This is a genomic window from Sphaerisporangium sp. NPDC051017, assembly GCF_040683095.1.
GTDB lineage: Bacteria > Actinomycetota > Actinomycetes > Streptosporangiales > Streptosporangiaceae > Sphaerisporangium.
The window spans coordinates 1-13,540 of record NZ_JBFBCI010000107.1; the positions used below are offsets into that span (position 1 = coordinate 1).

Genomic DNA, 13,540 nt, shown 5'->3' on the forward strand with positions numbered 1-13,540 from the left:
ACGTGGAGGTCACCTCCTGGTTCGGCGACATCGTCATCGTGGTGCCGCGCGGCTGGAGGGTGGACGACAGGGAGGTCGTCAGGCGGTCCATGGGGCCCGTCCACAACCGCCCCCGGGGCCCACTGGCGTCCGACGACGTCACCGTGCGGCTCACCGGCTACGTGAAGACCGGTGATATCTGGGTGCGCTACCGCCCCGCTTAGACTCGTCCGACCAGGCGCGGATCGACCGCCTGCTGGGCACCGCCGCCTTCACCTCGTAGCCCCGAGGGCGTCGCCGGGCTCGACGTCGTTGGCGGCGGCCCACGCGTGCGCGCCCTCCAGTACGGCGTGGTGGACGGCGCGCGCGACGCGGGCGCCCCAGGTCGAGCGGGGGCCGCCGAACGCCTCCTGCGGGCCGGTGGCGGGCACGGCCACGCAGACGGCGTCCGAGGCGGTGCCCGTGCAGGCGTACCCGGCCTCGATCAGGGCCTGGGTCTTGGCCTCCGTCACCGTCATCACGGTGTTGACCAGGGCGGCGTCGCTCATGGCCACGGGGACGGCCACGATGATGTTGATCGTCCCGGGGTGGACGGGCTCGCGCCGCACGGGCCGCAACTCCGGGTCGGGCGCCCCCTCCGGCGACGCGGCCCAGGTGGGGACCCGCAGCCCGACGGTCGCGACGGCCTCGGCTCCCCCGTCCTCGCGGCGGGTGTAGCGGGCGACCGAGGCCGCGGTCATCATGCCGACCCCGGGGCCCGGCGGAGCGAGCTCCCTCAGGTGTTCCGTCGGGTCCATGCGTGCGTACCCGGCCACCACCTGCGCGTTCAGCACCCACTCGCGCGGGCCGATGCCGCCGCCGAGGACGGCCGAGGAGATCATGCGCCAGCCGGGGCCGAACTCCCACAGAAGCGAGGCGAGGCGCGCGCCGTCCTCGTGCCGGTGGCTCAAAGACAGCACGGGCGCTCCTCACGGGCGGGTCTCATGGGCGGGCTCATGGTCGCACGAGGTTGACCAGCGGGCGTCCGCCCGGGCCGGCGCTCACGTGGACGCGCGCGCCGAAGTGGCGGGCGAGCAGCGGCTCGGTGAGCACGTCCCCGGCCGGGCCGGACGCGATGTGCCGGCCGCCGGCGATGAGCAGCATCGTGTCGGCGTACTGCCCGGCGAGGCCGAGGTCGTGGATGGTGGTGACCACGGTGAGCCCGTCGGCGAGGCGCAGCCCGTCCACGAGCTCCAGCACCTGCTGCTGGTGGCCGAGGTCGAGGGCGCTGGTGGGCTCGTCCAGCAGCAGGACGGGCGCCTGCTGGGCGAGCGCGCGGGCGAGGACGACCCGCCGGCGCTCGCCGCCGGACAGGTGGCCGAGCGGGCGACCGGCGAGCGGGGACAGGGAGAGTCGTTCGAGCACCGAGCCGGTGATCTCCCTGTCCCGGCGGGACTCGTGGCCGAGATAGGAGATGTACGGCGTGCGGCCCAGCATGGCGTACTCGAACACGGTCATCGCCGGGGGGAACAGCGGGTCCTGCGGAGCGTACGCCATCAGCCGGGCGCGCTGCCGGGGCCGGAGGCCGCGCGCGGGCGCGCCGTCGACGAGCACCTCGCCCCGGGACTCCACCATGCCCATCATGGCGCGCAGCAGCGTGGACTTGCCCGCGCCGTTCGGGCCGATGACCGCCAGCCATTCGCCGCCGCGCACCGACAGCCCGACACCGGACAGGACGGGCCTCCCGTCCAGCGAGACCTCCAGGTCCCGCACCTCGACCGGGGGCGCGCCGTCCCCGGTCACACGCTCACCGCCCGGGTGGCGCGCAGGACGCCGACGAAGAACGGCGCCCCGACGAAGGCCGTGACCACGCCGATCGGCAGCTCGGCCGGGGCGAGCATCGTGCGGGCGAGCAGGTCGGCGAGCACCATGAACGCGGCCCCGCCGACCAACGACAGGGGCAGCACGACCCGGTAGGAGCCGCCCGCCAGGCGCCGCACGACGTGCGGGACGACCACGCCGACGAACCCGATGAGCCCGCTGACCGCGACCGCCGACGCCGTGGCCAGGGAGGCGGCGCACAGGACGACGAGCCTGACCCGCCGGGCGTCGACGCCGAGGCCGACCGCCTCGTCGTCCCCCACCGACAGCACGTCCAGCAGCCGCCCGTGGGCCAGCAGGACCACCGACGACACCACGGCGTACGGCGCGACCAGCCACACCTGAGACCAGTCGCCGCCGATGCCGCCGAGGATCCACGAGTAGATCTTCTGCAACTGCTCGACGCGGATCTGCTGCACGAACGCCTGGAGCGCGGCGAGGAACGACGACACCGCGACCCCGGCCAGGACGAGCGTGGCCGTACCGCCACCGCGTCCCGCCGTACTGCCGAGCGCGTACGCCAGCAGCACCCCGCCGATCGCCCCGCCGAACGCCGCGAGCGGCACCAGACCGTCCACCTGGATCAGCACGATCATCAGGGTGGCGGTGAAGCCTGCGCCCGCGGCCGCGCCGAGCAGGTAGGGGTCGGCGAGCGGGTTGCGGAACACGCCCTGGTAGCCGGCGCCGGACATCGCCAGCAGGCCGCCGACGATCGCCGCCAGCACCACGCGGGGCAGGCGCAACTGGACGAGCAGCCCCTTCTCGACCGGCGACAGCCCGGAGTCGACCGTGACGAAGGGCAGCCGGTCGAGCAGTTCGAGCGCCACGCCCTTCAGCGGCATGCCGACCGCGCCGATCACCAGCCCGAGCAGCACGCAGACGGCCAGCACGGCGAGCGCGACCGTGAGGGCGGCCGTCCGCGACCGCGCCGAAGCCCCCGGGGCCGCGATGGGCGCCGGGGACTCGGGCGGGGGCTCGGTGGAAACCGTCGCGGGTTTCAGCCGGAGGCCTTCCCGACGGCCTCGCCCACCATTTCGACGAGGTCGACGACGCGCGGCCCCCAGCGGGAGGCGATGTCGTCGTCCAGGGGGATCACCCGGTCGTTCTTGATCGCCGAGAGCCCGGCCCAGCCCGGCCGCTTGGCGAGGGTCTCCTTGGACTGGCCGCAGCACTTGATGTCGGCCAGGAAGATCAGGTCGGGGTCGGCCTTGACCACGAACTCGCTGGACAGCTTGGGGTAGCCGCCGGCCGTGTCGGGCGCCTTGTCCGCGATGTTGGTCAGCCCGAACAGGCCGTAGATCTGGCCGAGGAACGTGCTGGAGGTCACGGAGTACGGCGTGCTGTCCAGCTCGTGGAGGTAGGTCAGGTTCTTGCCCTTGGGCGCGGCGGCGGCGAACGCGTCGATCCGTCGCTTCATGTCCGCGGCGACCTGGCCGGCCTTCTCTGCGTTGCCGGTGGCCGCCCCGAGGTCGGTGACCTCGTCGTAGGCCTCGTCCAGCTTGGTGGCTGCGGGCTCCAGCAGCACCGGGACGCCGACCTTGGTGAGCGCGGCGACGACGCCGTCGATGTCGTTGGACACAATGACCAGGTCGGGCTGCTTGGCGATGATCGCCTCGGCGTTGGGCTTGAACCCCGACAGGTCGGTCTTGGGCGCCTCCGGAGGGTAGTTCGACTGGTCGTCGACGGCGAGGACCTGAGGGCCCGCGCCGATCGCGAACAGGGTCTCCGTATGGCTGGCCGACAGAGAGATGATCTTCGTTGGCTTCTTGGCGATCGTCACCGGGCCGTTGCCGGCCTGGACGGTCACCGGGAAGCCCGCGGCCTGCGCGGTTTCGCCGGGGGATGTGGCGGGGGCGGGGGTGGCGGTGGTCTCTGCGGTGCCGGTCGGCTGGCCGCATCCGGCCAGCGTCAGCGCACCCAGCAACGCGCCCGCCAAGGCCGTGCGTACGGGCCTCACGTGGGTTCCTCCTGTTGCCGGGAAACAAGGGACCCGTGATGTGGGACGGATCACCCTTTTCCACGAGGGTTGACGACGTCGGCGCGGCAGGAGGCGACCTGGCTCGATCCGGGAGGATCTCACAGTTGCGGGACAGCGCCGGACTCACACCGGCTTCGCTCCACGCCGCGCGTCACTGGAAACCGTATCAACTGGGTTTATTGCCGCCTCCAACGCGTCGGGTTCAGGGCGCTGTGCCCATGGCCTCGCTCCGCTCGGCGGTTCAGGGCGCCCTTCAGGGACCGGCTCCGATCAGACCCACCGACGCTGGTTCCACGCTCGGCTCCCCGACGTGTGCCGACACTGGCGGCGAGACTAGCCCAGCCCAGGGCGTACCGGTCACGAGCCGCATGACGGCGGATATCCGGACAGTACAACCTGCCGTAGCCGGCCGGACCTTTGACCGAAAATCTTGCTCCAGGTCAGAAGATCGTGATATCAACTCGATCATGTGTCACTTTGCCGTAAGAGTAGCCGCTTGGGAAGTTTGCGGCTTCTGCGGCACCCGGTGTTCGACGTAGAGCTCCCGGCGAGACGAGGAACCCCTCGTAGCGGTGCGCCTCTGGGTCGTTGAAAGGGTGGAGAACGTCGGAATGCCGGTTGAAATCAACGCTGCCCGTACCGGGAAACGGACCATGCTGGCACGGGTGGCGCCGGCGATCGTGCGCGACCCCGCGAACGGCCTGGCCGCGCTGGGCAGGCAGGCCGGCGGGCGAATCGTCCGGCTGAACCTGGGCGTGCTGCGGCCCTACCTGGTGACCCACCCCGACCACGTCCAGCACGTCATGCGCGACAACTGGACCAACTACAGCCGCCAGGGCATGTTCTGGCAGCCGCTCGGCCGCCTGCTCGGCGACAGCATCCTCGGGGACGGCCCCGGCTGGGAGGCCAGCAGGAGGATCCTCCAGCCGCTGTTCACGCCGAAGTACGTCGCCGCGCTCGCCGGGACGATCGCCGCCACCGTCGACGCGCGGATCGAGGAACTGGAGGCGCGCGCCCGCTCGAAGGAACCGATGGACGCCGCCCGCACGATGGGCGCCATCGTCAACCAGAGCGTCGTGCGCGTGCTGTTCGGCGACCGGATCTCCCTGCGGGACGGCGAGCGCCTCACCTCCGCCTACCACACGGCCGACGCGGCGGTCTTCACCCGGCTGCTCCTGCCGTTCATGCCGTACCGGGTGCCGTTGCCCGGAGACCGGGCGTTCAAGACCGCGGTCTCGACCATCGACGAGATCATCTTCCCGTTGATCCGCGAGGTCCGGCGGGAGGCGGCCGACGGCTCCGACGTCGTCTCGGCGCTGTGCCGCGCCCAGGAGGCGGACGGCACGCCGCGCGACGACCGGCGTGTCCGCGACGACCTCGTCAGCATCTACGCGGCGGCGTCGGTGACGACGGCGTCGACGCTCACCTGGACCTGGCCGCTCCTGGAAGCCCACCCCGAGGTGGCCGCGAAGGTGTACGCCGAGATCGACCGCGTGGTCGGCACCGGCCCCGCCCTGCCCGCGCACGTGCCCGAGCTGCGCTACACCAAGATGGTGCTGCAGGAGGTCATGCGCCTCTACCCCTCCGGCTGGCTGCTGCCCCGCACGGTCGTGCGGAGCGAGACCCTCGGCGGAACGCGCCTGAAGGCCGGGTCGATGGTGCTGATCAGCCCGTACGTCACCCACCGGCTCGAAGAGGTGTGGGACCGGCCGCTGGAGTTCGACCCCGAGCGGTTCTCCCCCGACCGCGGCGAGCGGCGGCACCGGTACGCGTACTTCCCCTTCGGCGGCGGCGCGCACCAGTGCGTCGGCAAGCACCTGTTCTACATGGACGCCCCGCTGATCATGGCCGCCATCCTGAGCCGGTTCCGCCCGGCGGCGCTCGGCGGCCGTACCCCCGCGCCCGCGGCGACGGCGCTGCTGCGCCCGCGCGGCACGGTGGGACTCCGGCTGCTTCCCGTGAACTGCGCCGGGCAGGGCCCGCGATGACGGCTCCCGCCCGCGAGTGGCCGGGCGCCACGGAGTCCGGGCTGATCTGCGCGGTCGCCGGAAGCTCCCAGCGGCAGATGCGCGAATGGCTCGAGGCCTACCCTGGCCTGTTCTCGGCCAAGCCGTTCGACGACGCGCTGACCAGCACGTTGTCCCTGGCCATGGCGTTCAGCGGCCCGTGGTTCACCGCCGAACGGCTCTCGGTGGCCAACAAGGCCACCCTGTGGGCGTTCGGGCTCGACTGGCAGGTGGACTACGTCGCGGCCTCGGCGCCCGAGGTGGACGACATCGCCCGCCGGTGCCTGGCCGCCGCCGACGGCGCGGACCCGGCCCCCGGCGACGACCTGGCGCGGTTCCTGGCCGACCTCCGGCGGGACCTGTCCGCCGCCCCCGCCTTCCCCGCGCTCGGGCACGTCTGGCGCGAGGAACTGCGGGTCATGCTGGCGGCGATGCGCCTGGAGCGGGAGTGGCGCGACGCGGGCACGGTCCCCTCACTGGAGCAGTACCTCGGCAACGCCGACAACCTGGGCTTCACCTTCGTCTTCGTCTCCCATCTGATCCACACCGGCGCGCCGTCCGGCGCCATCGCGGCGGTGCGGGAGGCGGCTGCGGCCGTGCAACGGGTGATCCGCCTGCTGAACGACCTCGGGACCTACCGGCGGGACGTGGAGTGGGGCGACCTGAACGCCCTGCTGCTCGGTGCGCCCCGCGAGGAGGTGGACCGGCGCCTCGCCGCGCTGGCGGCCCGGGCCAGGGAGCTGATCGAGCCCCTGCGGGACGGCGACCCCCTGATCGCCGGCTACCTCGAACGTCAGATGGACTTCTGCGCGGGCTTCTACCGGCTCGCCGACTACTGGGGCGACTTATGAGCATTCACGGTGACGCGCTGACCGCCGACGTCGCCGCCGAGGCCCGAACCCTGGTGTCCGGGCTCATGACGCGCCCGTGGGGTGACGCCTCGCCCTCGGTGTACGAGACGGGGCGGCTGGCGGCCCTGGCCCCGTGGCTGACCGGGCACGCCGAGCGGATCGCGTTCCTCGTGGGCACCCAGCGCCCGGACGGCCTGTGGGGCCCGCACGAGGACTACGCGCTCGTCCCCACGCTGAGCGCGGCGGACGCGCTGCTCGGCGAGCTCGTCCGGACCTCCCCCGCCTGCTCCCCGGCCGTGGCGGAGGCCGCCGGACGCGCCCTGCGCGCGCTCGGGCTCCGGGCGCGGCGGGGCTTCGGCGCGCCGCTGCCGGACATGCCCGCGATCGAGCTCGTCGTCCCCGCACTGGTCACCTCGGTCAACCGGCTCGTCCGCGCCCTCGCCGGCTCCTCCGTGCCCGGGGCGTGGGAGTCCTGCCCGCTCCTGCCCTTCCCCGAGGACATGGACGACGCGCGGGTGCGGCTCGTCCGCGAGCGCCTGCGGCAGGGCGCTCCCCTGCCGGTGAAGCTGATGCACGCCCTGGAGGTCGCGGGCGAGGCCGCCGTGCGGGCCCCCGCCGTCGTGGTGACCCCCGAGGGGACGGTGGGCGCGTCCCCGGCCGCCACGGCCGCCTGGCTGGGCGAGCCCGGCGGCCCCGGACGGTCGGCGCCGCTGGCGCACGAGCACCTGGAGGCCGTCGTGCGGCTGTCGGGCGGCCCGGTGCCGTGCGCGGTCCCGATCACGGTGTTCGAGCGCGGGTGGGTGGTGAGCTGGCTGCTGCGCGCCGGCATCCCTGTGGACGTGCCGGTCGAGCTTGTGGCGAGCCTCGGCGAGCGGATCGACCCCGACGGGGTGGCGGCGGGGCCGGGGCTGCCCGCCGACGCCGACACGACGTCGGTGGCGCTGTACGCGCTGGCGCTGCTCGGCGCCCCGCGCGAGCCCGGCAGCCTCTGGGCGTACCACACCGGCACGCACTTCAGCACGTGGCTCGGCGAGGACGGGCACTCGACGACGGTGAACGCCCACGTGCTGGACGCGTTCGGCCAGTTCACGGCGGCCCGCCCCGACGCGCGCCCGCGCTACGCGGAGGCCGTCCGGCGGCTGGCGGCCTGGCTGTGCGCGCGGCAGCGGGCGGACGGGAGCTGGACGGACCGCTGGCACGTCTCGCCGTACTACGCCACGGCGTGCTGCGCGCTGGCGCTCGGCGAGTTCGGCGGCGCCGCGTCGCGCCGGCCGGTGCGGCTGGCGGCGGACTGGGTGCTGTCGTCCCAGCGCCCGGACGGTTCCTGGGGGCTGTGGGACGGCACGCCCGAGGAGACGGCGTACGCGTTGTACCAGCTCCTGCTGGCCGGGGGCGGTACGACGGGGAGCGCCAGGAGCCGGCGTCTGTCGGCCGCGATCGAGCGGGGGCAGGAGTACCTTCTGCGGTCCGCCGGGCGGGTCGAGGACCCGCCGATGTGGGTGGACAAGGACCTGTACCTGCCGGTGGCGATCGTCCGGGCCGTGGTCATGGGGGCGCTCCACCTGGCACGGAGCGTCACGACGTTGGAGCACTAGAGGGCACATCAGCCGACAAACGTGATACCGAATCACATAACCCGACAGCCAACCCGACATGTTTACAAAAGTGACACAGAACAGTCGGAGAACCATTTGCCATCGTGCTAGGGTTCCCCAGTGCGATGCGGTGGAATGCCTCATTGCCATGCGATGTGGCGCAATAGGGCACGATAGCGTGACCTGAGCTTTATGCGCCGCGAACCGTGATATGAGCTTCCTGACGCTCGCCAGGGATGGACTTATGCGCTTCCGTAATTCGCGTATTCGGACCAAGGTCACGGCGCTCCTGCTGTCGCTGGTCGCCCTGTGGGGGTTCGCGGCCTGGGTCACCCTGCGTGAGGGCTTCAACGTCCTGTGGGTCGCCACCCTGAACTCCGGCATCGCCGACCCCGGCGAGCGGCTGAGGGTCGAACTGCAGCAGGAGCGCAGGCTCACGCTCGTCCTGCTGGGCGCCCCCGGCTCCAGCCAGCAGCGCATCGCCCTGAACGCGCAGCGGACCAGGACCGACGACGCGAGCGCCGACTTCCGCAGGCAGGCCACGAGCACGTCCGTCCAGGACGCGGCCAGTGAGACCCTCAGGCGGCGCATCGACGAGGCGACCCAGGAGCTGCGGGCCCTCGGCCCGATGCGCGAGCAGGTGGACGAGGGCCTGATCGACCGCGGGCGCGCCTCCGTCGCGATCACCGGGATCGTAGACGCGCTCTTCCGCGTCTACGACTCGATGGCCACGCTGGACGACGCCGACTTCGCCAAGGACACGCGCACGTTCATCGAGCTCAGCCGCGCCGGCGAACTCCTCGCGCAGGAGGACGCCCTGATCGCCGGATCCCTGGCCGCGGGCGGCCCCGGCGAGAGCGAGCGGGCACAGTTCGCCCAGCTCGTCGGCACCCAGCGGTTCCTGTTCTCCAAGGTCGCCGCCGAGCTGCCCACGTCCGACCGCGCGGCCTTCGAGCAGATGACCAAGAGCGAGCCGTACAACCGCCTGCGCCGCCTCGAGAACCAGCTGATGATCACGCCCCGGCCCCAGCTCGCCCCCGTGGACGGCGCGCGCTGGAAGTCGGCCACCGGCGCGGTCCAGGGGCAGGTCGAGAAAGTGCTCACCACCGGAGGCGCGAAGCTCGTCGAACGCGCCCGGCCGATCGCCACCGGCGTCGTCGTCCGGCTGGCGCTGGCCGGCGGGCTCGGGCTCATCGCCGTCATCGCCTCGATCATCCTGGCCATCACCACGGCCCGCGCCCTCGTACAGCGCCTGGAGGAGCTGCGCGCCGCCGCCCTGGAGCTGGCGGGCCGCAAGCTGCCCAACGTGGTCGAACGGCTAGGCCACGGGGAGGACGTCAACGTCGCCGAGGAGGCGCCGCCGCTCGCCACGGGCAACGACGCGATCGGCCAGGTGGGCCAGGCGTTCAACACCGTGCAGGAGACGGCGATCCGCGTCGCGGTCGAGCAGGCCGAGCTGCGGCGCAGCTACCGCGGCATCCTGCTCAGCCTGGCCCGGCGCACGCAGTCGCTGGTCCACCGGCAGCTCACCATCCTGGACGCCATGGAACGGCGCGAGACCGAGCCGGCAGAGCTGGCCGACCTGTTCCGCGTCGACCACCTGGCCACCCGCATGCGGCGCAACGCCGAGAACCTCATCGTCCTGTCCGGCGCCTCCCCCGGCCGCGCCTGGCGCCGCTCGGTCCCGATGGTCGACGTCGTGCGCGGCGCACTCGCCGAGGTCGAGGACTACACCCAGGTCACGCTGATGCCCATGGGCGAGGCCGAGCTGGCCGGCCGCGCGATCGGCGACGTCATCCACCTGCTGGCCGAGCTGATCGAGAACGCGGTCTCGTTCTCGCCGCCGTACGCGTCGGTCCAGGTCAGCGGCCAGGAGGTCGCCAAGGGGTATGTCGTCGAGATCGAGGACCGCGGCCTTGGCATGACCCCGGAGGACCTCGCCGACGCCAACGAGCGCATCACCGACCCGCCGGAGTTCAAGCTCTCCGGCACCCCGCGCCTCGGCCTGTACGTGGTCAGCCGCCTGGCGTCCCGTCACAACATCAAGGTCACGCTGAAGGCCTCTCCGTACGGCGGCACGACGGTGGTGGTCCTGATCCCCCGCGAGCTGATCGACGGCGACGCCGACTTCGAACCCGGCACGGAGCCCATGACCGACGAACACGACGCACCGCGTCCTGGTGCCGTCGTCCCCGCGCAGGGGCGGCACCGCACCGGCGAGTTCCCCGCGATCACCACCGGTGACCCCCGCCCGGCCGCCCTCCCCTCCCCTCCCGCGGGCGGGCTTCCCCCGGCGCCGGACGGCGCGGGCCTCCACCCCACGAACGGCCGCCACGCGAACGGCAACGGCCACCCGGTGAACGGGACGCGCGACGGCGGTCCCACGCGGGCGTCGTCCTTCGACCCCGGCCCCACCGCGGCGACACCCGCGGACGGCCCCACCTTCACCCCATCCGGCCTGCCCCGCCGCGTCGCCCAGGCTCACCTCGCGCCCGAGCTGCGCAGCGAGCCGGCCACCCCCGCCGCCGAGGCCCGGGAGGACGAGGAGGACGGCTTCTCCCCCGAGGAGCTGCGGCGGCTGATGGGCTCCTTCCAGAGCGGCACCGAACGCGGGCGCTCGGAGGCGGCCGGGCTGCCGCGCCGCCGCGCCAAGCGTGAACAGGCAGAAGAGGACAGCGAGTGATGCAGAGGACCAGTTCCCCCGCCGATCTGACCTGGCTGCTGGACGACCTGGTCCAGCGGGTGAGGGAGGCCGAGCACGGGATCGTCCTGTCCACGGACGGGCTGCTCCTCGCGTCGTCGCGGGGGCTCGGCCAGGCCGACGCCGAGCACCTGTCCGCCGTGGCGGCAGGGATCCAGAGCCTCGCCCAGGGGGTCGGCGAGCGTTTCGAGGGCGGGGCCGTACGCCAGACCATCATCGCCATGAAGTCGGCCTATCTGGTGGTCACCGTGGCGGGCCAGGGCGCCTGCCTCGCGGTCCTGTGCGCGCAGGACGCCGACGTCGGCCTCGTCGCCTACGAGATGGCCATGCTCGTGGCCCGCGTCGGGCAGTACCTCACCTCCCCCGCACGATCGGAGAACCCTTCCCCAAGGAATGAGGGCGCCACATGACGAGCCTCTCCGACGGCAGCGCGGACGAGCAGTGGCTCGACGACGAGGCCGGACGCATCGTCCGCCCGTACGTCATGACGCGCGGACGCACCCAGCCGAGCCGGGGCAAGATCGACCTGATCACCCTCGTCGTGACCATCAACCCGGTGATCACTGCGGAACCCGGTCTCGGCCCCGAGCATCACAAGATCGTCAAACTCTGCGACCGGCCGTTGTCCGTCGCCGAGATCGCCGCTCACCTCGACCTCCCGGCCGGAACCGTGCGCGTCCTCCTCGGCGACCTCGTCGACAGAGGATTCGTGGCCATCCAGGAACCCGTGCGTGAGACCGACGTTCTCGACCTGGAAACCTACAAGGCGGTGCTCAATGGACTACGGAGTCTCTAGGCGCGACGTCGGCCGGGCGAAGCTGCCCACCGCGATCAAGATCCTGATCGCGGGCGGTTTCGGGGTCGGGAAGACCACGATGGTGGGATCGGTGTCGGAGACCCGGCCCCTGCGCACCGAGGAGATGCTCACCGACCGCGGCGTCGACGTCGACGACCTGTCGGGCATCGAGGCCAAGAAGACCACGACGGTCGCCATGGACTTCGGCCGCATCTCGATCGGCGAGGACCACGTCCTGTACCTGTTCGGCACGCCCGGCCAGGAGCGGTTCTGGTTCGTGTGGGACGAACTGGCCCTCGGCGCCATGGGCGCGGTCGTGATCGCCGACACGCGCCGCCTGGCCGACTGCTTCCCGTCCGTCGACTACTTCGAACGGCGCGGCACGCCGTTCATCGTCGCGGTCAACTGCTTCGAGGGGGCCCGCCAGTACGACATCGAGGAGATCCGCATGGCCCTGGACCTCGGCCCGGACTTCCCTGTCGTACTCTGCGACGCGCGGCAGAAGGAGTCGAGCAAGAATGTGCTGGTCGCCCTGGTCCAACACGCCATGCAAACCCGCACCACCCGCGAACCCGCGCCCCATTGACCTACGCGCAGATTCCGGTACGCAGCGTGGCGGTCGGTGTGACGATCTTGAGGTCTCGGACCACCTCGGACAGCTTCGTCTCCAGGGTGTAGGCCTTGGAGGCGATGGTCGCCGTCTCGTCGTCGACCGCCATCCGGCCATGGGCGAACGGCACTGTGACGATCATGACGTCGGCCACGGAGACGGCGACGTTGGCGATGTCGCCCCTCGGGTCGAGTTGTTGCATGACCCATCCGATGGTGTCGGACATCACACCGCAGATGTAGACGACCTCTCCCAGTTCGGTGGCGGGGGCGGAGACGAGCCCCGCCGCTTGGGCGGGATCCGAAATGATCGCCCGGCCGAGAGCCTCACGGGTGGCCCGACGCGCGTCCGCGTGGCCGTCGACGGCCGTACGGATGACGACCTCTCCGTCTCCGATGTCGTAGTGCCGTTCGTGATGTTCCTGGACCGCGTAGGGCCCCGGCTCCTCGAAGTGGAATTCGAGCGCCTCCTGAAGCTCGGCGCGCAATTCCCCCAAAGAGGGACGTCCGTACAGGAAACCCGGCGCCTGAGGCGACGTGGCGTAGAAATCGCGGCCACCCCGATCTTCCCTGACGATCAGGTGAATGATCTCACCGGTCACCTCGCACCACCCTCAACGCCTCGTCCATGTCCAGCCCTACCTGCTTGACCAGTATGTCTCTGACGACCCCGGGGGCGATACTCCCGCCATGAAAAGAGAACGTCACCCTCTGTCTGCCCTCGCAGACGAGCTTCCGATGTGATCCTTTGCAGGCGACCTCCTCGTATCCGAGAGCGAGCAGGATACGCAGCAACTCCTGCGGCTTGAGAGAGGGGAATGGGTTCGGCACGTCGACCTTCCTGGTGAGCCCGTGCCACCCTACCCGTCACTCTGCGCATGAGTACGTGACTATGGGCGATCAGGCCTGTCCACTGTCGGCCATGCCGCCCGTCCCGCCACCTCGCCGAATTGCTCGTCGCCGACGTGGGCCGGTGACGGCCTGCTCGAACACGCCGATGCAGCGCGCCTGCTCGAACGAAGTCAGACCCGATCAACGCTCGCGAGCGGTAGCACGTCGGCACGGGGTCGGCCGTTGTTGCAACCCACGTCGATGACCGGGGAGGTCCGGGCGGACACCGAACTCAGCCGAGTGCGTCACCGGCAAGCCGGCGCCCGATCGTCTC

At 71.8% G+C, this 13,540-nt stretch carries 13 protein-coding genes, 1 pseudogene and 1 riboswitch; of the genes and pseudogenes, 8 read left to right on the forward strand and 6 right to left on the reverse strand.

The features are described 5' to 3' along the window. Window positions 1–203: pseudogene (locus tag AB0M95_RS39705) on the forward strand (hypothetical protein); the annotation flags it as partial. Between the two features lie 48 nt (window positions 204–251). On the opposite strand, the gene AB0M95_RS39710 reads toward AB0M95_RS39705, so the two are convergent. The 4 genes from AB0M95_RS39710 to AB0M95_RS39725 form a co-directional block, all read right to left on the reverse strand. Then, complete coding sequence (locus AB0M95_RS39710; protein ID WP_363776565.1) at window positions 252–935, reverse strand: adenosylcobinamide amidohydrolase; 684 nt, start codon at window positions 933–935, stop codon at window positions 252–254. 37 nt (window positions 936–972) lie between these two features. Next, the gene (locus AB0M95_RS39715) at window positions 973–1,761 is read right to left on the reverse strand and encodes an ABC transporter ATP-binding protein (RefSeq protein WP_363776541.1); all 789 of its coding nucleotides are present in this window, start codon (window positions 1,759–1,761) and stop codon (window positions 973–975) included. Beyond that, complete coding sequence (locus AB0M95_RS39720) at window positions 1,758–2,681, reverse strand: iron ABC transporter permease (RefSeq protein WP_358514186.1); 924 nt, start codon at window positions 2,679–2,681, stop codon at window positions 1,758–1,760. Before AB0M95_RS39720 ends, AB0M95_RS39715 begins: the two co-directional genes overlap by 4 nt. Before the next feature lie 155 nt (window positions 2,682–2,836). Beyond that, the gene (locus tag AB0M95_RS39725; RefSeq protein WP_363776544.1) at window positions 2,837–3,796 is read right to left on the reverse strand and encodes an ABC transporter substrate-binding protein; all 960 of its coding nucleotides are present in this window, start codon (window positions 3,794–3,796) and stop codon (window positions 2,837–2,839) included. A 67-nt stretch (window positions 3,797–3,863) separates the two neighbouring features. Beyond that, window positions 3,864–3,998: riboswitch (cobalamin riboswitch) on the reverse strand. A gap of 472 nt (window positions 3,999–4,470) precedes the next feature. Between AB0M95_RS39725 and AB0M95_RS39730 the strand changes: the two genes are divergently transcribed. From AB0M95_RS39730 to AB0M95_RS39760, 7 genes are all read left to right on the forward strand, one after another. Then, window positions 4,471–5,805: a cytochrome P450 gene (locus AB0M95_RS39730; protein ID WP_363776547.1), complete on the forward strand. Its 1,335-nt coding sequence runs from the start codon at window positions 4,471–4,473 to the stop codon at window positions 5,803–5,805. Beyond that, window positions 5,802–6,674, forward strand: a complete 873-nt coding sequence (locus AB0M95_RS39735; RefSeq protein WP_358513072.1) for a terpene synthase family protein — start codon at window positions 5,802–5,804, stop codon at window positions 6,672–6,674. Before AB0M95_RS39730 ends, AB0M95_RS39735 begins: the two co-directional genes overlap by 4 nt. Then, on the forward strand, window positions 6,671–8,269 hold the full coding sequence (locus AB0M95_RS39740; protein ID WP_363776551.1) for a prenyltransferase/squalene oxidase repeat-containing protein: 1,599 nt from the start codon (window positions 6,671–6,673) through the stop codon (window positions 8,267–8,269). Before AB0M95_RS39735 ends, AB0M95_RS39740 begins: the two co-directional genes overlap by 4 nt. A 244-nt stretch (window positions 8,270–8,513) precedes the next feature. Continuing rightward, window positions 8,514–10,952, forward strand: coding sequence for a nitrate- and nitrite sensing domain-containing protein (locus tag AB0M95_RS39745; RefSeq protein WP_363776554.1), 2,439 nt, complete (start codon window positions 8,514–8,516; stop codon window positions 10,950–10,952). Further along, a complete protein-coding gene (locus tag AB0M95_RS39750; protein WP_363776556.1) occupies window positions 10,952–11,380 on the forward strand; it encodes a roadblock/LC7 domain-containing protein in 429 nt (142 codons plus the stop codon). Before AB0M95_RS39745 ends, AB0M95_RS39750 begins: the two co-directional genes overlap by 1 nt. Then, window positions 11,377–11,766 carry a DUF742 domain-containing protein gene (locus AB0M95_RS39755; RefSeq protein WP_358513064.1) on the forward strand — a complete coding sequence of 130 codons (390 nt, stop codon included), beginning with the start codon at window positions 11,377–11,379 and terminating at the stop codon, window positions 11,764–11,766. Before AB0M95_RS39750 ends, AB0M95_RS39755 begins: the two co-directional genes overlap by 4 nt. Beyond that, complete coding sequence (locus AB0M95_RS39760; RefSeq protein WP_363776559.1) at window positions 11,747–12,352, forward strand: ATP/GTP-binding protein; 606 nt, start codon at window positions 11,747–11,749, stop codon at window positions 12,350–12,352. The genes AB0M95_RS39755 and AB0M95_RS39760 overlap by 20 nt, the downstream gene beginning before the upstream one ends. Window position 12,353: 1 nt before the next feature. Here the strand turns inward: AB0M95_RS39760 and AB0M95_RS39765 are convergent, their stop codons facing one another. Beyond that, a complete protein-coding gene (locus AB0M95_RS39765) occupies window positions 12,354–12,977 on the reverse strand; it encodes a hypothetical protein (protein WP_363776562.1) in 624 nt (207 codons plus the stop codon). Then, window positions 12,967–13,206, reverse strand: a complete 240-nt coding sequence (locus AB0M95_RS39770) for a type II toxin-antitoxin system HicA family toxin (protein WP_358513058.1) — start codon at window positions 13,204–13,206, stop codon at window positions 12,967–12,969. The genes AB0M95_RS39765 and AB0M95_RS39770 overlap by 11 nt, the downstream gene beginning before the upstream one ends. Between the last annotated feature and the right edge of the window lie 334 nt (window positions 13,207–13,540).

Coding starts and splice junctions, on each gene's coding strand:
- AB0M95_RS39720 (WP_358514186.1), bottom strand. CDS start 2,681: ATGCCGCTGAAGGGCGTGGCGCTCGAACTGCTCGACCGGCTGCCCTTC.
- AB0M95_RS39730 (WP_363776547.1), top strand. CDS start 4,471: ATGCTGGCACGGGTGGCGCCGGCGATCGTGCGCGACCCCGCGAACGGC.
- AB0M95_RS39735 (WP_358513072.1), top strand. CDS start 5,802: ATGACGGCTCCCGCCCGCGAGTGGCCGGGCGCCACGGAGTCCGGGCTG.
- AB0M95_RS39740 (WP_363776551.1), top strand. CDS start 6,671: ATGAGCATTCACGGTGACGCGCTGACCGCCGACGTCGCCGCCGAGGCC.
- AB0M95_RS39745 (WP_363776554.1), top strand. CDS start 8,514: ATGCGCTTCCGTAATTCGCGTATTCGGACCAAGGTCACGGCGCTCCTG.
- AB0M95_RS39750 (WP_363776556.1), top strand. CDS start 10,952: ATGCAGAGGACCAGTTCCCCCGCCGATCTGACCTGGCTGCTGGACGAC.
- AB0M95_RS39755 (WP_358513064.1), top strand. CDS start 11,377: ATGACGAGCCTCTCCGACGGCAGCGCGGACGAGCAGTGGCTCGACGAC.
- AB0M95_RS39760 (WP_363776559.1), top strand. CDS start 11,747: ATGGACTACGGAGTCTCTAGGCGCGACGTCGGCCGGGCGAAGCTGCCC.